Consider the following 20,471-nt stretch of genomic DNA (forward strand, 5'->3'; position numbering starts at 1 on the left):
GTTTATTAAAAAATAACGCGATGCTTCACAAATTGGAGGTGAAGAAAATGGATACGAGTAAGGTTAATATTAATGAGTTAATTGATAAAGCCCGTTTTACACCTTTTCATTGGAAAGTTTTAATCTGGTGCTTACTTATTATTATTTTTGATGGGTATGATTTAGTTATTTATGGGGTTGCTCTTCCTCTATTAATGCAGCAATGGTCGTTAACTGCTGTTGAAGCTGGTTTACTCGCCAGTGCCGCTCTATTCGGCATGATGTTTGGTGCCATGATTTTCGGCACACTTTCAGACAAACTTGGACGTAAAAAAACCATCCTGATTTGTGTCACCTTATTTAGCGGATTTACCTTTATAGGTGCCTTTGCCAAAGGACCAACTGAGTTTGCCATTTTGCGCTTTATTGCAGGCCTTGGGATTGGTGGCGTTATGCCAAACGTCGTTGCGCTTATGACCGAATACGCACCCAAAAAAATCCGCAGTACATTAGTGGCAATCATGTTTAGTGGCTATGCAATTGGCGGCATGACATCAGCGCTACTTGGTGCATGGCTCGTGAAAGACATGGGCTGGCAAATCATGTTTTTAATTGCGGGTATTCCTCTGTTATTGCTCCCACTCATTTGGAAATTTTTGCCAGAGTCTCTCACCTTTTTAGTGAAATCAAACCATAGCGAGCAGGCAAAAAGTATTATCGGTAAAATTGCACCTCAGACTCAGGTAAACGCCAATACACAACTGGTGTTAAATGAAAGCACCACAACCGATGCCCCTGTCCGTGCACTTTTCCAACAAGGTCGTACCTTCAGCACCTTTATGTTCTGGATTGCTTTCTTTATGTGCCTACTCATGGTGTATGCCTTAGGAAGCTGGTTACCTAAACTCATGCTGCAAGCGGGCTACTCATTAGGTGCAAGCATGTTATTCCTCTTTGCACTCAATATTGGCGGTATGGTCGGTGCAATTGGTGGTGGTGCTTTAGCAGACAGATTCCATTTAAAACCTGTTATTACCATTATGTTTATTGTGGGATCGGCAGCTTTAATTCTGCTTGGCATTAATAGTCCACAATTTATTTTATATAGCCTGATTGCGATTGCTGGTGCTGCCACAATTGGTTCTCAAATCTTACTCTACACTTTCGTTGCCCAGTTCTATCCGACGGCACTTCGTTCAACTGGCATGGGCTGGGCCTCTGGAATTGGCCGTATCGGTGCGATTATTGGACCAGTTTTAACTGGAGCGCTACTCACACTTGAGCTTCCTCACCAAATGAATTTCTTAGCGATTGCAATTCCGGGTGTGATTGCTGCACTTGCAATATTTATGGTCAATCTAAAAGCCTCTGTTACCGCACAAACGCCATCCACGTTTAACCCTCAAAACACGCTTACCCAGCAGTAAACACAAATGCGCCGAGGACTGGCGCATCTTTTTGGAAATGGATTATGGAATTATTACACCGCTTTAAACCATGTAATTTAGCAATAGCCACATTATTAGGTTTATTGACTAGCTCAAGTTTATGGGCAGCAGACACCACTCAACAAAGTGAAGATGAATGGAAGTTCACGCTAAAAAATGCCTATATCAACCGTAATTTTGACAATGACACTCTCAAAGACACAGGTAGCTGGTCTCAAGCAGCGTCATTATTTTATAAGTCGAAAATGCATGACACTCCACTAGTCATAGCAGATAAGCCTATAACCATTGGAGCTGATGCTTCTGTTCAATATGCCGTGCGTTTAAGTTCAGACAAACACGTTGCGGACACGGTTTTGCCTTTTAATAAAGAAACTCAATCACAAGCATCCGACTTTTTAAAATACGGTGCAACCTTAAAAATCGGCTATGACAAAACTTTATTAAGCGTAGGCGAACTCTGGTTGGATTTACCTGTAACAGCTGTGGATGCTAGCCGACAATTACTTACCTCTTATTGGGGAACCAATCTTAAGTCACAACTTTCAGATCAGCTTTACGCTGAAATTGGTCGGGTTGAAAAAGTGTCGCCACGAAATGAAGAAGACTTTAAAAAGTTTTCTTTCACTTCAAATGGCATTACCAAAGAATCTGATGGTTTAAATTACATTGACCTGCGCTATCAATTTACGCCGTCACTCAAGGGTGAATATTACTTTGGTAATTTGGAAGATCTCTACAATAAACACTATGTAGGACTTGAGCATAATTGGAAACAACCTAATTTTGCCCTCACCTCTAAGTTTAAATACTTCAATGCAAAAAATGACGGCAATGCTTTTGATATCGATGCGCAAAACATTGGGGTGTTAGAGACACTTAAAGTGAAAAATCATACTTTTGGTTTGGGGTACCAACAAATTATGGGTGAGTCGGCTTATCCATTACCGGATGGTTTTTTGCCAGAGACTTATTTCATTAACTGGAATGCCACTGGCTTCTTTAAAGAAGACGAAAAGTCTTACCACGTCATGTACGGCTATGACTTTAAAGACTATATGCCTGGTCTAAATGCAATGGTGAAATATGTCTATGGCCATGACTTTAAAGCAGCCAATGGCGAGAAAAACCACGAAACCGAGTCGAATGTGATTTTAAACTATGCATTTCAGCAGCCTTTCTTAAAAGGTCTTGCCCTGCAATACATTCGGATTGATTACAACGTAAAACATGGCAATGACTTTGGTGAAGATCGTCTGTTTGTAAACTACACTAAAAAGTTTTAATCATTTTGATTTAACTTAAGCGGGCCACTTTTGGTCCGCTTTATTATTTTTGAGCCATAAAAAAACGCTCTTACGAGCGTTTTTTTATGAATCTAGTAACTTAAGCAACATGCTTTTGTACAACAATCGAGCCTACTGAATAACCAGCGCCGAAAGATGAAATCACGCCATATTCACCATCATCTACTTCGTGGCCTGTACGGTGTAAAGCAATAATTACACCTGCTGAAGAAGTATTGGCAAACTCATCTAGAATAATGGGTGCACGGCTTAGATCTGCATCTTTACCAGCCACATATTTCAAGATTAATTCATTCATGTTGGCATTAGCTTGGTGTAACCAGAAACGCTTAATATCGTTTGCAGTTAACTGCATTTTTTCCAACTGGGCATTAATGATTTTTGCCACCAACGGACAAACATCTTTAAAGACTTTGCGGCCATCTTGACGGAATAACTTGTCGTCAACCACTGCATCTTCGCTACGGTTTAAGAAACCGAAGTTATTGCGAATGTTGTTTGAAAATTGAGTAAATAAATGAATATCTAAAATTTCAAAACCAGTTTTAGTAGTGGTTTCTTCAATAATAGAAGCGGTCGCAACATCACCAAAAATGAAGTGACAATCACGGTTACGGTAGTCTAGGTGACCAGATGTAATCTCGACATTCACCAATAAAACACGGCGAGCGCCTGAACGAATTGCATCTGCTGCTTGTTTCAAACCAAAAGTAGCAGCTGAACATGCCACGTTCATGTCATAGGCATAACCTTGAATACCAAGTGCCGACTGGATTTCAATTGCTACAGCCGGATAAGCGCGCTGCATATTTGAACATGCCAAAATCACAACATCGATATCTTCAGCAGTTACCCCTGCATTTTCCATTGCCTGTTTTGCAGCAATTACACCCCATTCAGCTTGAAGTGAAAGTTCGTCATTTGAACGTTCAGACAAACGCGGACGTAAACGCGTTGGATCGAGGATACCTGATTTCTCAACAACGTAGCGGCGCTTAATACCAGAAGCTTTTTCAATAAATTCAGCACTAGAACCACGTAACTCTTCTAGTTCACCTGCTGCAATTTTCTCTGCATTCTCTTGGTTATATTGTTCCACATAAGCATTTAAACTGTCGGCCAGTTCTTCATTAGAAATGATTTCTGTTGGGTGAAATAACCCTGTACCTGTGATACGAATGCCCATGTAAAACTCCTAAAAAAATGAATAGGGTCTGTTAATCTTTCATTTATAAATTGCGTTGTAGGCTAAACAAACGCATAAACAAACCCCGATCTATCTTAACTGATTCCCAAACGATCCCATAACTTTTGCAGTCGAGTTGGCGAAATAGGCATCTTGGTTTTCATCGGCTGAGAAAATAAAGAAATGCGAAATTCTTCCAACATCAAATACAATTCTTTGATTCTTGGATCGTTTTTGAATTTAAATACCTTGTCCATCCATGGATCGACATCATCAATAGCGGCATGATCTCGCTGTAGATTATTTGGCAATCGGTCTAAACGCAATAGCAGCGCTTTTAAATAACGCGGATATTCCTGCCAAAGATCGACTGGTTGGCAGTAAACAAAGTTACCAAGTGACATGAGATCTAACTGATCTTCAATATCATCAATACTGCGTCCAAACACATCCGGATCAAGTACTAAAAGCTGACGACGAATTTGCTGCCATTGAATGTAGATATCACTTAACTGCTCAAGTGCTTGCTGACCATAACTCAAAAATTGCTTTTTGACTTGTTCTAGCAGTTTATTAAATTCATCAGCATTAATTGGCAAAGTCGTGATTGCCATCTGCAATGTTGCATAGACCAGCATCTGCTCAAGCTTAGCTTTATCGCCTAAAGGTGAATAAGCAAGCGCAAGTGGTTTTGAAATCTGCTTTTTCAACTGGCGAACCAAATCACCAAGCTGCATATGGACCAGACGAATAATACCTTCCCGATGCTGTTTAATCGCCTCTGACTGATCATTAAAGGTTTGTATAACCACACCAGACTCATCTTTCGCCTCAAGTTCAGCAAAAGTTTTGGTCGGTACTAAAGCTTGATATTGTTTAACAACAACACCTGTCACCTTTTGTGAAGCTTCAAAGGTAAAGTTTTCAGGGAAAGTTTTAAACTCGCCTTTTTGCTGTTTCACCGGACGATGAGTTTCAACACGACAGCGAGCTTTCAACTCAGCTAAATCACGGCCTTTGGCAATTAATTTACCTTTTTCATCAATGACCTTAATAAAAGGCACCAAATACGGATCTATTCGTTCAAATGAAAAATCTTTATCGGTAATTTGCTCACCACGTAAAGCAAATGCAAGATAGCTAAAAATATGCTGTCGCAAATGTACCGCATCAATGCCCTGCATAAGCTTACGAGCTGTGTCAGGAATAGGCACTATATTACGACGTTTATCTTTTGGTAGAGCTTTTAATAGCGCTTCAATTAAATCTAAACGCCAGCCTGGAATACCCCAAGACCAGATGTTTTCATCAACTTGCGGCAATGCCTGTACCGGAATTTGAACCGTTGCGCCATCTTCATCATGACTTGGGTCAAATCGATATGTCGTTGCCAAACGTAACTGACCATTATGTAAATGATCAGGGAATTGCTGCGTGGTCGGACGGTCATTGAGCCAAAGTGCATCATTTTCTACATATAAATATCGCGGATTTTTTGCTTCTACCGTTGCACGCCAGTCTTCAAAACTACGGCGACTTGCGATTTCTTCAGGTATTTTAGAGGCATAGAACTGATAAATCGTTTCTTCATCGACCACTAAATCGCGGCGACGCAATTTATCTTCAACTCGCTCTACTTCTTCAAGTTTAAGCAAATTGTGTTTTAAAAATGGTGGAACTGTCCCCAGATTTCCTGTAGTTAACGCATCACGTAAGAAAATCTCATGTGCAGCAGGTTGATCAACTTTCTCAAAATTAATCAAACGCTTCGGTTCAATAATTAAACCAAACAATGAGATTTGTGCATAAGCATTTACAATACCGGCTTTTTTAGACCAATGCGGCTCAAAATAGTGGTATTTCAATAAGTCGCGTGCAGCAAGCAAAATCCATTCAGGATCAATTTTTGCTAATGTACGCAAATAAACTTGAGATGTTTCCACCATCTCAAAAGCCATCACCCACGCAGTATTGGTTTTATGCAACGTACTCGCAGGGAAAACTTTAGCCTTTTGCTGACGCACCGCCATAAAGGTATTACGTTCATCAGTTTTATTGGCAATGAACGATAATAAACCGGTCAGCAACGCACGGTGCAAGTTTTCGTAGTTTGCAGGTTTTTCATTAAAACTAAGTTTTAAACCTTCGGCCAGCTCGACTAGCTGCTGGTGTGTCTGTTTCCATTCACGTAACCGTAACCAGCTTAAGAAATGCTGCTTAGCAAATTGACGACGCTTGTTTTCCGACATCCCTGCTTCACCTTTAGGATTTAGAGTATCCCAAAGTTTTAAATAAAACAGAAAATCTGAATCTGCCTCTTTAAATAAGGCATGCTTTTGGTCAGCCTGCATCTGTTTATCGGCTGGGCGCTCACGTGGGTCTTGCACTGCAAGTGCACTCACCACCACCAAAATTTCTTTGAGTACACCAAAATGAGCACCGCCCACAATCATACGCGCGAGTCGAGGGTCAATCGGCATACGGGCCATCATTTGACCGACTTTAGTCAGTTCGTTTTTCTTCTCGTTTAGCGCACCTAATTCAATGAGTAGCTTACGACCATCATTGACTAGACGGAAATCTGGCGGCTCAATGAAATCGAAGTTTTCTAACTCACCTAAGCCTAAGCTCTGCATTTGCAGAATTACCGATGCCAAATTGGTTCGCTTAATTTCAGGTTCGGTAAATTCAGGACGGCTTAAAAAATCTTCTTCGCTATATAAACGAATACAAACGCCCGGAGCAATACGACCACAACGCCCTTTACGTTGATTGGCCGCAGCCTGCGAAATTGCCTCAATCGGTAAACGTTGCACACGTGAACGGTAGTTATAACGAGATATACGTGCAAAGCCGCTATCAATCACATAGCGAATATTAGGAACCGTCAATGCAGTTTCTGCAACGTTGGTGGCAATAATAATACGGCGGCCCTTTCCACTTGGGCTAAAAATCTTTTGTTGCTCTGAAACGGCTAAGCGTGCATACAAAGGTAAAATTTCGGTATGCCTTGGCCCATATTTTTGCAAAGTTTCCTGTAATTCTCGAATTTCTTGTTCAGTACTTGAGAAAATCAGAATATCTGCATGTTCTGGATGGCCTTTTTCTTCGGCATCGGCAAAGCATTCTTCTACAGCTTGTACGACTGCACGCGGAAGATTTTCTTCAAAATCGTCGAACTCGTCATCATCACTACCGCCAATATTCATCTCTGAAATTGGGCGATAACGTACTTCGACCGGATAGCTACGACCTTCTACCTCAAAAATAGGCGCATCATTAAAGTAATTACTAAAACGATTTACATCTAAAGTTGCCGAGGTCACGATGACTTTTAAATCTGGGCGTTTTGGCAACAATTGCTTTAAATAGCCCATAATAAAATCAATATTGAGTGAGCGCTCGTGCGCTTCATCAATAATGATGGTGTCATATTTGGACAGAAAACGGTCATTGCCTAACTCGGCAAGTAAAATACCGTCAGTCATTAACCTTACAATCGAATCTTGTGAACCTTGTTCATTGAAACGGATTTTAAAGCCAATTGACTCGCCAAGCTTTTCGCCGACTTCTTCTGCAATACGCTGCGACACACTACGTGCAGCTAAACGACGTGGCTGGGTATGGCCAATCATACCGGTCAAACCACGCCCTGCTAACATTGCAATTTGAGGAAGCTGAGTAGTTTTTCCTGAGCCTGTTTCACCTGCCACAATAATAACTTGATGCTTTTGAATCGCCTCAATTAAACGGTCAGCATATTGGGTAACAGGTAAGTCCTGATTTAATTTGATTTTTGGTAAACGTTCATAACGCTGTCTAACTTTTGCATTAGACTGTTCAAATAATTTTTCAATCTCTGAAGTATCGGCTTTTTTATCTTTACGCAAACGATTTAAACGGTAACGATCTCTCGCCATCACCCATTGATCTATATTTAAACCATTCAGCACAGATAAATTTTCCTGAAAATTCAACAATCCTCTATTTTACGCTTTAATGCCCCTCAGGTAAAACAGTTGGTTTTTTATATATTTTTAATTTTTTAAAATTTTACCCTTGAATTTTATCTAGATAGACTTCATGTTGTTAGGCAAGTTTCTTTTACTATAACTGTCATTTGATTTACATGTTTTTGCAGTCAAATCGAATACAGTATTTGGGGACTTAAAAATCGGAAATTTTCCACTTATTCAATTTTCCGATTTTAGTCATGTAAAAATACTATTTCCCCAATAAAGAATTTTTATTTATTCTACATCTCGTAAACAAGTTTAAATATAAACCTCAATCATGGAGACAATGATGAGCTTGATTAATACTGAAGTTAAACCATTCCAAGCAACTGCTTACCACAACGGCCAATTTGTTGAAGTTAACGAAACTAACCTTAAAGGTAAATGGTCTGTTGTATTCTTCTATCCAGCTGACTTTACTTTCGTTTGTCCTACTGAGCTTGAAGACTTAGCTGACAACTATGCTGAATTCCAAAAATTAGGCGTAGAAATCTACGGTGTTTCTACTGACACTCACTTCACTCACAAAGCTTGGCACGACACTTCAGACGCGATCAAGAAAATTCAATACCCATTAGTTGGCGATCCAACTTGGACTCTTTCTAAAAACTTCGACGTTTTAATTGAGTCTGAAGGTTTAGCTGACCGTGGTACTTTCGTTATCGATCCAGAAGGTAAAATCCAAATCGTTGAAATCAACGCTGGCGGTATCGGTCGTGACGCATCTGAACTTCTTCGCAAAGTAAAAGCTGCTCAATACGTACACTCTCACCCAGGTGAAGTTTGCCCAGCTAAATGGAAAGAAGGTGAAGCTACTCTTGCTCCATCTATCGACCTAGTTGGTAAAATCTAATCTCTCTTAGATTTTAAAAACTCGAAGAACCATCCTTTATCGGATGGTTCTTTTGTTTTGAATAAGCACATCACATTTTCTACTGATACTTTTACAATTCTGCCCTTCCCCGTTACTTAAACATTGAGTAATGTCAAATAAACAACTGGTTAATTTTTGAGTAAGTTTGATATGAAATAAAGGGGTGCATTTATGGTGAATACAGCGGTCGTCACTTCATGGAAATATAATGCTACATCGCGTCATTTAAAAATCTTTTATAGCGACGGTTCTGGAGATCTATATCATCCTGTCCCTGAGTTTGTTTATGACAACTTATTACGTTCAACAGACAAAGCTGCTTTTGTACATAAATATTTAGAATTTAATTTGCACTTTACTCGACTTTCTTTGGTGATTGCCTCATAACAACTATAAAAAAGGCCTGCTCAAAACAGGCCGCGACTGGAATATGAAATTATTTCAGTAAAACTATTTTGTGACCACTAAACATAAACCTGCACCTACAGGCAAAATACTACTCATAAAATCTGCATCCTTTTTAATCAAAGATAAAAAAGGATTTACTTCTGCTGCATGAGATATCACATTATCAACCACTAAAACACCACCTTTAGCCTTAATTAATCGTTTTAAATCTGGCCAATAACTTTCATATACATCACGTTCAGCATCTAACAAAATAAAATCGAATGTTTCTTTTGCTTCTTTTAAGTAATCGGCTGCATCTCCTACCCAAAATTGAACAATTTCGCTGAGCTCTAACTCAGCTACATGGCGTTTTGCCTCTGCACTTCGTTTTTCATCGATTTCAACTGTGGTCACCTGCCCTCCAGTTGCCTGAGCAGCTTCAGCTAACCATAAAGTTGAATAACCTGTCGAAGTGCCAATTTCTAAAATAGTTTTGGCTTGCTGCATACGAATAAATTGTGAGAGTAATTTTGCAGACTCTACTTCAATATTGCGATATCGCTGTAAACGATCAGGCTGCTGTGAGTCATGCTGTTTAAAGGTGTCATATAAATCAGCAACTCTTTGTAAGAAAATAGTATTTGTCATCTATTTTACTCCTTCTTTATATGACAGCTGTTTTAGTTAAGTACTTTGGATTAATTTAAAACGCGGTACGACACTACCATCACTCATTTGGACGGTTTCAGTAAACATATCAAGTGGTCGAACCCATGTTGAATAATCACCATATAAACATTGATAAACGACCAATTCCTCTTCAGTTTCACTGTGTTTTGCTACAGAAAAAACCTGATAGAGATTACCTTTATAATGCTGATAAATACCGCGTTGCAATGACATGAAACTACCTTTTAATGTTATGACATAAAATCTTTACAGCCATATAACATATATAAATTTTCAAACACTTTCACTTTAAAATACCGCAAAAGTAAAAATGAGATTGGGATTCTCTTTTTAATATTTTCAACTCATGCTTAAATCAAACAAACATTCAAAAAACCGATCAAATACATAAAAACATACTGTTTTACCTATTCATTGTTTTCACGTACTATGCATCTATTGAAAGAATTTGGATGCATTGGAGTAAAAACAGATGTTAGATCAAAACATTAAAACTCAATTAAAAGCTTACCTAGAACGTTTAGAAAGTCCAATCGAATTAGTTGCTGCTTTAGATGAATCAGATAAAGCTGCTCAAATTAAAGAATTAGTAACTGAAATCGCTGAGCTTTCTGACAAAGTAACTGCACGTTTTGACGGTAACAATACACGTCGTCCAAGCTTTGGTGTGGCTAAAGCAGGTGAACAGCCTCGTGTGTTCTTTGCAGGCTTACCAATGGGACATGAGTTTACGTCTTTGATCTTGGCTCTGTTACAAGTGTCTGGCTATGCACCTAAAGTATCGGATGAAGTTTTAAATCAAATTAAAGGCTTAAACCTCAAAGCTAACTTTAATGTATTTGTTTCACTTAGCTGTCATAACTGTCCGGACGTGGTACAGGCGCTTAACCTGATTGCCATTTATAACCCGAACACCACAGCAACCATGATTGATGGTGCATTCTTCCAAGACGAAGTGGAACAACGCAAAATCATGGCTGTACCAATGGTGTTCCAAGACAATGAACACATCGGTCAAGGTCGTATGACGCTTGAAGAGATTGTGGCAAAACTTGACACCAACTCGGCTGAAAAAGACGCAGCAGCACTCAATGCCAAAGATGCCTTTGATGTATTGGTGATTGGTGGTGGACCTGCAGGTGCGACAGCAGCTATCTATGCAGCCCGTAAAGGTATTAATACCGGTATCGTGGCTGAACGCTTTGGTGGTCAGGTCATGGATACCATGGACATTGAAAACTTCACTTCTGTGCAAAAGACTCAAGGTCCTAAGTTTGCAGCGGAGATGGAAGCACACGTTCGTGAATATGATGTTGATATCATGAACCTGCAACGTGTCAGCAAAATCACGGGTGCCAACCAAACAGCAAATGGTTTGGTTGAAGTTGAACTTGAAAACGGTGCAAAACTTGAATCGAAAACTGTGATCCTTTCAACAGGAGCACGTTGGAGAGAAATGAATGTACCGGGTGAAGCTGAATACCGTACCCGTGGTGTAGCGTATTGCCCGCACTGTGATGGTCCACTGTTCAAAGGTAAACGTGTTGCCGTGATTGGTGGTGGTAACTCAGGTGTGGAAGCAGCAATTGACCTTGCAGGTATTGTTGAGCATGTAACTCTGGTTGAGTTTGACACTAAACTTCGTGCAGACCAAGTATTGCAAAACAAGTTAAACAGCTTGCCAAACACCACAGTAATTATGAATGCGTTAAGCACCGAAGTATTGGGTGACGGTTCACAAGTAACCGGTCTTAAATATAAAGACCGTGCGACTGATGAAGAGCATGTGGTCGAGCTTGCAGGAATCTTTGTACAGATTGGTTTATTACCAAACACTGACTTCTTGAAAGAAAGTGAAGTTGAGTTAACTAACCGTGGCGAGATTATTGTCAATGACCGCAATGAAACCAATGTAAAAGGTGTATTCGCTGCAGGTGACTGTACAACTGTACCTTACAAACAAATCATTATTGCCACAGGTGAAGGCGCTAAAGCATCACTCTCTGCGTTTGATTACATCATCCGTTCTGGGCAATAAAACTGGTTAAATCCTGTTATCGAGCGAAAGCCTAGCATTGCAAAATGCTAGGCTTTTTTAATGTTGAAGTTACAACTTTTTAACAATTTTTGATCTTTATTAATCAGTTACTTTATGTTTATATTTTAGACATCCATAATTTTGGATGCCATGAATTAGAAGGAAAAACACAATGAATAAATTACTTGTTGCTTTAGGTCTTGCTGCGACTGTTGCCCTTGTTGGTTGTAATAAAGAGAAAGCTCCAGAAACTGGTGCGACTACAGGTGAACATTTAGAAAATGCTGCTAAACAAGCAACAGCAGATATTAAATCTGCTGGTGACAAAGCTGCGAGCGATATTGCAACTGCTACAGACAACGCTACAGCTAAGATTGATGCTGCTGCTGACCATGCTGCCGATACTACTGCAAATGCTGCTGCACAAACTGAAGCGACTGCGCGTAAAGCAACTGCTGATACAGCTCAAGCTGTTGAACATGCAGCTGCTGATGTAAAAGAAAAAGCTCAACACTAAGTTATATTCAATATTAAAAAAGCCCCTATTGATTAGGGGCTTTTTTAATGCATCTAAAAGCTTATGAAATTAAACCTTCATCACGCATCGCGATTTGTACAGATTGACGTTCTGCAACTTTATTACGTAGTGCAATAATATTTTTATATGGCGTTAGATCATGCTCAATTGAATTTGACCAATTTGTTAACACAAATAAGTATGCATCAGCTGGACCAAAATTATCATTTACCAAATAGTCATAATCTGACTCAGCCAGATAATTATCGATATATTTTAAAAGACGGTCTATTTCAGCGTAAGCTTTGGTTTTTTCTTCGCTTGTTAACGGTGCGCCAAAAAATACTGCATAGGCGTCATGTAATTCAGAGTTCAAATAACCCAACCATTCCAACACTTTCGCACGGCCTAAGCCTGAAGGAGGAATCAAATCTTGTTTAGGATCATGCTGAGCAAGAAACGGTAAAATCGCCACGTTTTCCGTCAAAATCAAACCTGGGTTAATTTCTAAAGCTGGTACATAGCCCTTTGGATTAATTTCGTAATAATCTGCACCTTTTTCTGTTTTATGTGTTTTTAAATTTACTCGTTCTAAATCAAAATCAACATTAATTTCATTTAAAATAATATGTGCAGCTAAAGAACATGCGCCTGGCGAATAATATAATTTCATATCTGATCCTTCTTATCTTACATTAACGTTTTAAATTGCTTCTAAAAAACCTGCAAGGTTTGTACAATTCCTTAATTGTAAAAAAGCGTAAATTTATAAATTACTTACACTACCTAATATTCTTGAAAAAGTTTGACCTTGCAAGTTGTCTTGCGTGACGATTGTTTAAAATATGATAAAACACATTCCCATCACGCATTTTTTACCGTTAATTACGTTTAAAAAGTTGGCTAATCCATTCCACTAATTGGTTTAGGAAATCCAAAATAGGATTTTTGTTGCCATTATCAGGATGACTTGAATCTTTACCATTTAAATCTAGATCGACAATGACAGGATCATGGTCCGAAGAACGATAAGCATCTTCACCATAAAACAGAGCCTTTTGCTCATCAGTTTTATATTCTTCGTTGTAATCTAGAACAGTTGGTTCATCTGCATTGATATGCCAAGCAAAAGTACGCACTACTTTTGGATATAAATCTGCATCGGCAATTGCATGGTCTAAGTTACCCGCTCCCCCATTACCATTTGCATCACTTGCCACACCAAACACATAGCTATATGCCTGAGCGCCTTGTCCAACCTTAGCATCATTGAGGAGAACCTTATAGTTAGCTTTTTCAAAAGCTAAAATTGGTGCTTCTTTTGCATAGCTATTCATGTCTCCAACGAGTAAAGCATTTTGCTTAGGAACTTGAGTTGGATTTTTCGCTAGCCACTGCACAATTTGGTCAACTGCTTTCACACGGGTTGGATTCCAACATCCTTGACCATCATTTTGATCGGCATCAGTAGAGTTAGCATCTACTCCTGTACAACCTTTTGACTTCAAATGGTTTGGAATAACGGTAAACGTTTTATTACCACGAACAGCCTGGAAAGTTTGTGCTAAGGTTGTTCGGTTTTTATCACCCAAATCAAGCGCAACAGGTTTGTTTAAAGGCTTAACACGCTTGCTGTTATAAATAATCGCAACAGCAATAACATCACCACCTAAACGATCCAAATTTTCAGGAATAACATATTTCCAATCAGGACCTAATGCATTGGTTAAATGAGCAATTGCGCTGTTTGGACCATAACCATTGTTAGCAATTTCCATCAAACCGTATACGTCAGCATCAATCGCTTTTAATGCACTCACAATTTTACGGTGCTGTTTATCAAACTCTGCTTGTGTGTTTGCACCACGCTCTGTTGGGAAACCTGTTGCACCATTGTCATAGTTCAAAACGTTAAATGAAGCTACACGAATATGATTGGCATTTTTTGTAATGACACTCTGGCGTGGATTTGTTTGAGTAACAACTTCTGGTTGCGTACGTCCAAGCACTGGCTGTACTCGCCAACCATTAAAACGATACTCTAAAATCCCTTCAACATTTTTAAGCTGATAGCCAGAACGCAATGTATTGGCAGCACTAAAATTTGTTGGTAACCATGGCGTACGGTTTTGATTGTTATAACCATCATCAAAGATAATTTTCGATAATAAATTTTTCTGAGCTAAAGCTTTTGCTTCTGGCGACAAGGCAGGATATAAGTTGGTTGGAATATATAAGCGGCCTAAACTTAACGATAACTCACCATAACGACCATAATTATAGTTTTCACTCACCGTTAAAGTCTGAGGTAATTTAACCAACATTCCTTGATAGCGCTGTGGAGAATTGGTTGAACCACCTGTTAAGCTGGTAAATGGCAACTCTAGACTAATTGGCTGAACCTGATTTGCCATATTAGTATTACAGGTCTGAATATCTTGTTGTAATTGGTCGATCTGTAGTTGGTTTTGATAACTTGTTAAACGGCCTCGTAAAATAACTTCATCACCAACTTGGCCACCTTTTACCATGCTGCTATTTGGTATATAAACAAAAATGGCATTGCTTACATTTGCACGTGCTTTAGTGTCAGGTGTTTGAACATAAAAGCCTGAAAAACCATTAGCATAACGATAGTCAGCAGTAATTACGCCACGTACTGTATAGGTTTGATTTTGTGTTGAAGATGCTAAATCGGCAATTGGTGTATCTGAGCTTGAACAACTGACCGTTTGCACAGGCGGTTGAATCGTCGAACCCGATAGATTTGAAAAATCATTTCGGTTTGCCCATGCTGTCCACGAGTGGTCCAAATCAAATGCTGCGGTTGGATCGATACTTAAAGCTGGATTTTCAGTTTCAATACGCTTAAAACTATTTCCTAAACTTGAAACGGCTGTTCCCCAACCTGTCTCTGGTCGTTCACCAATACGCCCAAAACGATCGACAGGTGTGCCTTTATAAACGAGTACAACTGCATCATCACCATTAAAAGATAATGCAGCAACCTGATTTACTTTACTACCAAGTTCAGTTTGTAGCTCCGAGCGTCCCACTAAAAACTTCTGCTTACTCGCAAGTGTACCTTGTAAACGGAAAGACACCGTTTTTGCAGTGCCACCATTATTAAACTGTTGAATCTCATAATCGGCTAAGTTAACTGTAGAACCATCCGGGTTATAAATCTCTAAACCCTTTTTATTACTACTACCATCAACATACTGACTAAACATGAGCTGCGCCTGAGCAACAGAGCTATATGAAAATGCACCAAATGCACTTAAAAAAACCGAAAGTGTTCTTAACTGAAAAGTTTTCATGAGTAAAATTGTTCATGTGAGTTTTAATTAGTCTCTTAGATTAAATATTGATCATGACATCTACATGAAGAAAAACACCGAAATATTTGACTTGACCACCTGAAGACTTAAAATACCGCATTTGAATTTCAATATTGCCAAGGTTATGTCGATCGATCAGTTAGAAACGCAAATTGCAGACTTAGACAATTTGCCTGAACACCGTGAAATTGTGACGTTTATGCGTCGTTCAGCACCACTTAATACGTCTCAACGCACGGCATTAGAACAACATCGCGATTTAATTTTGGAATATCCTGTTGGTGACTTACGTCAACACTTTGAACATCCAGAGCGCCCTTTAACTGTTGAAATCGGTTTTGGGATGGGCCGCTCCTTAGTTCTTATGGCTAAAGCAAATCCTGAACGCAACTATGTAGGCATTGAAGTACACGTACCTGGTATTGCCCAATGTTTATATGAAGCAGGTATAGCAGAACTTAAAAACTTACGTGTACTCGATGCAGACGCGATTCAAGTTTTACGTGAAATGCCAGACAACAGTATCAACTGCGTACAACTTTACTTCCCAGACCCTTGGCAAAAGAAACGTCATTTCAAACGCCGTTTTGTTATTCATGAGCGTATGCAACTGGTCGAACAGAAACTTGAGCTTGGTGGTACCTTCCATGCAGCAACAGACTGGGAACCGTATGCAGAATGGATGCTTGATGTACTAGACAACCGTCCAAACCTTGAAAACTTGGCGGGTAAAGGCAATAGCTACCCTCGTCCAGACTGGCGCCCAGTGACTAAGTTTGAACGCCGTGGTATTGAGTCGGGTCATAAGATTAATGACTTTATCTTTAAGAAAATAAATTAGTCATCTAAATATTTCATAGATTATTTAATATTAATTAAGTAGCATTATATATTTAATGCTACTTCCAAATACATTATTCCAACTAAACAAAAAATATTATAATTTTATATCCAATTTTTATAATTTTCTAAATTCATATGGTTTAAATATTCATTTTAATAAAAATTACAAATCTGATTTATTATAAATTTAAATTAATTTTTAGCGTCAATGTGTGACGCACACATTGTAAGTTGTATTGAATTCATCTATATAAAAGTTCAAAATCTTAAAATACAAATAGCCATTTATTATAAAAAATAATTAATGTTTTGTATGTAATATTCAACTTAAAAGGATAAAACTATGAGCACTATAACCGTTGTCGAAAGTATTGCAGATTTAATAGGAATTACAAATCCAATAAATGGTCAAACTGTTTATGTAAAATCTTATTATAGCGGCTTAAATAGTGGTGGAGGTGAATTTATATTTGATCCCAGTAAAACTTCCATAAATGATTCTGGTCTTATTTTCAATGGATGGGTAAGAGCAAATTTTAATATTATATCACCTGAAAGTTTTGGTGCTAAAGCCAATGATTTAAACTTTGACAGTACTAATGCTTTGAATAATGCATTCAACACAGGTTTTGATATTTATAGTACCTCAGATAAGACATATTATGTGACTAAAAATCTTAGAACTAAGGGCCAAAGACTAATTGGTAATTGGAAAATTCATTCTAAAAAAATTACATCTCGTGCAGGAATTTGGGAAAAAATTGTTCAAGTTGTAGATGAAGAAAATGTAAATACTGATATTCTCAAAATGATGTTTGTTGCAAATGCTTATGATTTATCAGAATTTCTATATATAAAGTCTTTAGGATTTAACACATTACAACATTATTCAGGTATGCATATTCAAGGATGGGATAATGATGGTGATGTCTTTAACATGTTAGATAATGCAAAATCAGCAGGATTAAAAGTAATTGTTAGTACACAAAATGATTTAGGTGCAATAGCAGATGTTGCTTCATGGGTGGCCAGTATCGACTCACACTCAGCAATTATTGGTTACAGTGTTATAGATGAACCTGCATATAATGGAAAGACAATCCCTGAACAGGATGCAAGAATCTCGTTGCTTAGAGGTGTAACGAGTAAGCTATTAACAACCGTTGATTTCACTATCGACCCCTTAACTAAATTGATCTCAGATAATTATGACATTATATTTTTAGACATCTATAATGATTCAAACTTAGAAATGAGTGAGGAGAAAGCTACTCAAGAAGATCTTTATAAAATGAGAGCAGCATTAGGGTTATATAGTCGCCAATATAAATGCCAAATTCTGCCTGTTGTGATGGGATTTAAATATATTAATGGTGCTCCATTATCTAGAATTATTAAAACATCAAAAATATTTGCTAAAGCCTGCGGTGGTAACTTTGGTTGTTTTGTTTGGGATGGCGATACTGAACCATCTATTGAAACTTCTGTTAGAAATTCAAATGAATTAGATAAAATGTGCCGTGATATATGCTCATATAAAAATCTCAAATGGGATATACCAGAAACATTATTATGGGGCTATATTAATAATCAAGGTCAAACAGATAATGGATTATATGATTTAATAAAACATCAAGTTCACAATGATCCATATAAGGTTGGAGAGGTTTTTGAAGGTATAAATGCATATCCTACACAAGTTACTGGTGGTTCGATTGACACTGATAGTACATCCTTAGAACTTAATGAAGGTATTGGGTTAAAAGCTTTATGGTTCAAAGGTACTTATGGGGCTTATGTTTCTGATATACCAATGCGAAAATATAATTATATGAGAGTTCATGCAGGGACTTTACAGTCGGGATTATTACCAATCATTACGATTAGAGGATCCTCAACAGGTGGCTATGGTTTAGGAGTAGTTTTAGCAACAATACCCACCATAGATAATGTAGAAACAGTTAAATTTGAAAATCAAGATGAATCAGATCTATTTTGCATTAAATATGATTCAACAGGAACCACTTACTATAGAACATATATTAGAGGAGTATATGTCACATCTAATTGGTAATGACTTTAGGCAATAATATATTAAAATTTTTACAAGTTTTTTTTTGCAAAGACTAAGTATTTCTATGTAAGTTAATTTTTAAAAAATAGATATAAATTTTCTAATAAAATTATATTAACTGAACCAAAAATATTGGTTCAGTTAATCTCTATTTATAATTAGGTGAAAAGTATTTCTCCCCAAAAACCGACAAAAAATATTAAAATAAATTATAAATTTCGATCAAAGCCATCAAATTTTTATTAATTGCCTTATCTTTCTCGTAAGTAATATTTGCTAATCACATAAAATCTCGGTATTTATAAACATAGATACTTGCCACACTAAAAAATACTAAGGAAAACCCATGTTAAAAATTTTAGGGCGCGATAACTCAATTAATGTTCGCAAAGTCTTATGGCTGTGTGAAGAATTAAATCTTGAATATGAGAGAGAAGATTGGGGACGAGGCTTTCGCTCTGCTCAATCACCTGAATATTTACAATTAAATCCAAATGGTCAAATTCCTGTTGTTTTAGATGGCGATTTAGTCCTTTGGCAGTCCAACAGTATTATCCGTTATCTCGCCAATGCTTACGATAAAGAGCATAAGCTTTACCCTACTCAAGCAAAAGAAAGGTTCTTTGTTGACCAGTGGCTTGATTGGCAAGCGATCGAGCTAAATAACAGCTGGACTTATACGATTATGTCTCTACTTAGACATTCACCAGATCATCAAGACCCTAACTTATTGCAACAAGGTATTGAGAACTGGAATCATCATATGCAGATTCTTGACCAACAACTTGCAAAAACTCAAGCCTATGTTGCAGGTACTGAGTTTACTCTAGCGGATATTCCAATTGGTCTATCTGTACAGCGCTGGAAGGCCACTCCTTTTGACCATCCAACACTTAAACATGTCGACCAATATTTTGAACTGTTAAATCAGCGTGCTGGCTTCTTAAAATGGGGCAATAACGGCGAACCTTAATTTTTAAATAAGCTTTAAGCCGAGTGATGGCGCTTCACGATGCCATCACTTAAAAGTTGATAGACCTGTTTTAAGTCATCCCTATTTGCTTGAGTTAATAGCCCCTCATGCATTGCCAAGATATTCTGATCTCCCCTTACCGCAGGCCCAGTTTGCATTTGTTTCGGATCATTTTCAGTGGCTTTTTTTGCTGTTTCCACAATTAATGGATAAAGTAAGCTAAAGTCGACTTGTTCTGCATCTACAATCTGTTTAGCCATATCAAAACAGTAGTTACTAAAATTACAAGCAAATACAGCCGCCAAGTGTAAAGTTAAACGTTGTTTTGAGGTGTATTGATATACTCGATTACTTAGGCTATTTGCTAAATCAGAAAGTATGACTAAATCGTTTTTATTAGTCGCCTCTACAAATAATGGTGTGGCTTGCCAATCGACGTCTCTTTCAAAACTAAAAGTCTGCAAAGGATAAAATACCCCAGCTTTTTTATGAATATTACTAATAACTTCAATATTGGTACTACCCGAAGTATGAACCATAAGCGTTTCTGGAAATGACGCGTGTACTTGCATTGCAAGTTCAGTAATAGCACTGTCTGAAACAGCTAAAATAATTAAGTCACTCGCTTGAAACTCTTGAAGAGACTGACATGCTTTTGCTTGAATTTGTTCTGCAAATTTCTGGGTTTTCTCAAAATCACGCGCATAGACTTGTGCGATGTTATGCCCCTTAGCCCAAAGTGCCTTTGCCAAATGAAAAGCAACACGGCCACTTCCTAACAAACTGATTTTCATA

The 20,471-nt window shown here is 38.0% G+C and carries 16 protein-coding genes; 9 read left to right on the forward strand and 7 right to left on the reverse strand.

Annotated elements, in window-relative coordinates:
* Positions 1-47 precede the first annotated feature (47 nt).
* Positions 48-1,406, forward strand: a complete 1,359-nt coding sequence (locus F984_RS12510) for an aromatic acid/H+ symport family MFS transporter (RefSeq protein WP_004709806.1) — start codon at positions 48-50, stop codon at positions 1,404-1,406.
* A 44-nt stretch (positions 1,407-1,450) separates the two neighbouring features.
* Complete coding sequence (locus F984_RS12515; protein ID WP_004709809.1) at positions 1,451-2,713, forward strand: OprD family outer membrane porin; 1,263 nt, start codon at positions 1,451-1,453, stop codon at positions 2,711-2,713.
* A gap of 100 nt (positions 2,714-2,813) precedes the next feature.
* Here F984_RS12515 and F984_RS12520 read toward each other — a convergent pair whose 3' ends face one another.
* Entirely contained in the window at positions 2,814-3,920 is a 1,107-nt protein-coding gene (locus F984_RS12520) for a beta-ketoacyl-ACP synthase III (RefSeq protein WP_004709811.1), read from the reverse strand.
* A gap of 95 nt (positions 3,921-4,015) precedes the next feature.
* Positions 4,016-7,873 (reverse strand): ATP-dependent RNA helicase HrpA, encoded by a 3,858-nt coding sequence (hrpA, locus tag F984_RS12525; RefSeq protein ID WP_004709813.1) that lies wholly within the window; start codon positions 7,871-7,873, stop codon positions 4,016-4,018.
* A 352-nt stretch (positions 7,874-8,225) separates the two neighbouring features.
* Here hrpA and ahpC point away from each other — a divergent pair, with 352 nt between their 5' ends.
* Both ahpC and F984_RS12535 read left to right on the forward strand, forming a co-directional pair.
* Positions 8,226-8,789 carry an alkyl hydroperoxide reductase subunit C gene (ahpC, locus tag F984_RS12530; protein ID WP_002049519.1) on the forward strand — a complete coding sequence of 188 codons (564 nt, stop codon included), beginning with the start codon at positions 8,226-8,228 and terminating at the stop codon, positions 8,787-8,789.
* Between the two features lie 192 nt (positions 8,790-8,981).
* Positions 8,982-9,197 carry a KTSC domain-containing protein gene (locus F984_RS12535; RefSeq protein WP_002049514.1) on the forward strand — a complete coding sequence of 72 codons (216 nt, stop codon included), beginning with the start codon at positions 8,982-8,984 and terminating at the stop codon, positions 9,195-9,197.
* 63 nt (positions 9,198-9,260) lie between these two features.
* On the opposite strand, the gene F984_RS12540 is transcribed toward F984_RS12535, so the two are convergent.
* Both F984_RS12540 and F984_RS12545 read right to left on the reverse strand, forming a co-directional pair.
* On the reverse strand, positions 9,261-9,848 hold the full coding sequence (locus tag F984_RS12540; RefSeq protein WP_004709815.1) for an O-methyltransferase: 588 nt from the start codon (positions 9,846-9,848) through the stop codon (positions 9,261-9,263).
* A 36-nt stretch (positions 9,849-9,884) separates the two neighbouring features.
* On the reverse strand, positions 9,885-10,103 hold the full coding sequence (locus F984_RS12545; protein ID WP_000058246.1) for a DUF1653 domain-containing protein: 219 nt from the start codon (positions 10,101-10,103) through the stop codon (positions 9,885-9,887).
* 259 nt (positions 10,104-10,362) lie between these two features.
* Here F984_RS12545 and ahpF point away from each other — a divergent pair, with 259 nt between their 5' ends.
* Both ahpF and F984_RS12555 read left to right on the forward strand, forming a co-directional pair.
* Complete coding sequence (gene ahpF, locus F984_RS12550) at positions 10,363-11,928, forward strand: alkyl hydroperoxide reductase subunit F (protein WP_004709818.1); 1,566 nt, start codon at positions 10,363-10,365, stop codon at positions 11,926-11,928.
* A gap of 172 nt (positions 11,929-12,100) precedes the next feature.
* Positions 12,101-12,445, forward strand: a complete 345-nt coding sequence (locus tag F984_RS12555; protein WP_002156827.1) for a hypothetical protein — start codon at positions 12,101-12,103, stop codon at positions 12,443-12,445.
* A 61-nt stretch (positions 12,446-12,506) separates the two neighbouring features.
* On the opposite strand, the gene F984_RS12560 is transcribed toward F984_RS12555, so the two are convergent.
* Both F984_RS12560 and F984_RS12565 read right to left on the reverse strand, forming a co-directional pair.
* Positions 12,507-13,118 (reverse strand): glutathione binding-like protein, encoded by a 612-nt coding sequence (locus tag F984_RS12560; protein WP_002156856.1) that lies wholly within the window; start codon positions 13,116-13,118, stop codon positions 12,507-12,509.
* Positions 13,119-13,326: 208 nt separating this feature from the next.
* On the reverse strand, positions 13,327-15,765 hold the full coding sequence (locus F984_RS12565) for an ExeM/NucH family extracellular endonuclease (protein ID WP_004709820.1): 2,439 nt from the start codon (positions 15,763-15,765) through the stop codon (positions 13,327-13,329).
* Positions 15,766-15,910: 145 nt separating this feature from the next.
* Between F984_RS12565 and trmB the strand changes: the two genes are divergently transcribed.
* The 3 genes from trmB to F984_RS12575 all read left to right on the forward strand — a co-directional run bounded on the left by trmB (position 15,911) and on the right by F984_RS12575 (position 19,676).
* On the forward strand, positions 15,911-16,627 hold the full coding sequence (trmB, locus tag F984_RS12570; RefSeq protein ID WP_004709822.1) for a tRNA (guanosine(46)-N7)-methyltransferase TrmB: 717 nt from the start codon (positions 15,911-15,913) through the stop codon (positions 16,625-16,627).
* Between the two features lie 345 nt (positions 16,628-16,972).
* Positions 16,973-18,703 carry a hypothetical protein gene (locus F984_RS0103915; protein ID WP_004709824.1) on the forward strand — a complete coding sequence of 577 codons (1,731 nt, stop codon included), beginning with the start codon at positions 16,973-16,975 and terminating at the stop codon, positions 18,701-18,703.
* A 346-nt stretch (positions 18,704-19,049) separates the two neighbouring features.
* Complete coding sequence (locus F984_RS12575; protein WP_004709826.1) at positions 19,050-19,676, forward strand: glutathione S-transferase family protein; 627 nt, start codon at positions 19,050-19,052, stop codon at positions 19,674-19,676.
* Positions 19,677-19,690: 14 nt separating this feature from the next.
* Here the strand turns inward: F984_RS12575 and F984_RS12580 are convergent, their stop codons facing one another.
* Complete coding sequence (locus F984_RS12580; protein ID WP_004709828.1) at positions 19,691-20,470, reverse strand: Rossmann-like and DUF2520 domain-containing protein; 780 nt, start codon at positions 20,468-20,470, stop codon at positions 19,691-19,693.
* Position 20,471 lies beyond the last annotated feature (1 nt).

Source organism: Acinetobacter nosocomialis NIPH 2119 (assembly GCF_000368085.1).
Taxonomy (GTDB): Bacteria; Pseudomonadota; Gammaproteobacteria; order Pseudomonadales; family Moraxellaceae; genus Acinetobacter; species Acinetobacter nosocomialis.

Coding starts and splice junctions, on each gene's coding strand:
- F984_RS12515 (WP_004709809.1), top strand. CDS start 1,451: ATGGAATTATTACACCGCTTTAAACCATGTAATTTAGCAATAGCCACA.
- F984_RS12580 (WP_004709828.1), bottom strand. CDS start 20,470: ATGAAAATCAGTTTGTTAGGAAGTGGCCGTGTTGCTTTTCATTTGGCA.
- F984_RS0103915 (WP_004709824.1), top strand. CDS start 16,973: ATGAGCACTATAACCGTTGTCGAAAGTATTGCAGATTTAATAGGAATT.
- F984_RS12555 (WP_002156827.1), top strand. CDS start 12,101: ATGAATAAATTACTTGTTGCTTTAGGTCTTGCTGCGACTGTTGCCCTT.
- F984_RS12575 (WP_004709826.1), top strand. CDS start 19,050: ATGTTAAAAATTTTAGGGCGCGATAACTCAATTAATGTTCGCAAAGTC.
- F984_RS12560 (WP_002156856.1), bottom strand. CDS start 13,118: ATGAAATTATATTATTCGCCAGGCGCATGTTCTTTAGCTGCACATATT.
- ahpC (WP_002049519.1), top strand. CDS start 8,226: ATGAGCTTGATTAATACTGAAGTTAAACCATTCCAAGCAACTGCTTAC.
- F984_RS12520 (WP_004709811.1), bottom strand. CDS start 3,920: ATGGGCATTCGTATCACAGGTACAGGGTTATTTCACCCAACAGAAATC.
- ahpF (WP_004709818.1), top strand. CDS start 10,363: ATGTTAGATCAAAACATTAAAACTCAATTAAAAGCTTACCTAGAACGT.
- F984_RS12535 (WP_002049514.1), top strand. CDS start 8,982: ATGGTGAATACAGCGGTCGTCACTTCATGGAAATATAATGCTACATCG.
- F984_RS12540 (WP_004709815.1), bottom strand. CDS start 9,848: ATGACAAATACTATTTTCTTACAAAGAGTTGCTGATTTATATGACACC.
- F984_RS12545 (WP_000058246.1), bottom strand. CDS start 10,103: ATGTCATTGCAACGCGGTATTTATCAGCATTATAAAGGTAATCTCTAT.
- F984_RS12510 (WP_004709806.1), top strand. CDS start 48: ATGGATACGAGTAAGGTTAATATTAATGAGTTAATTGATAAAGCCCGT.
- F984_RS12565 (WP_004709820.1), bottom strand. CDS start 15,765: ATGAAAACTTTTCAGTTAAGAACACTTTCGGTTTTTTTAAGTGCATTT.
- trmB (WP_004709822.1), top strand. CDS start 15,911: ATGTCGATCGATCAGTTAGAAACGCAAATTGCAGACTTAGACAATTTG.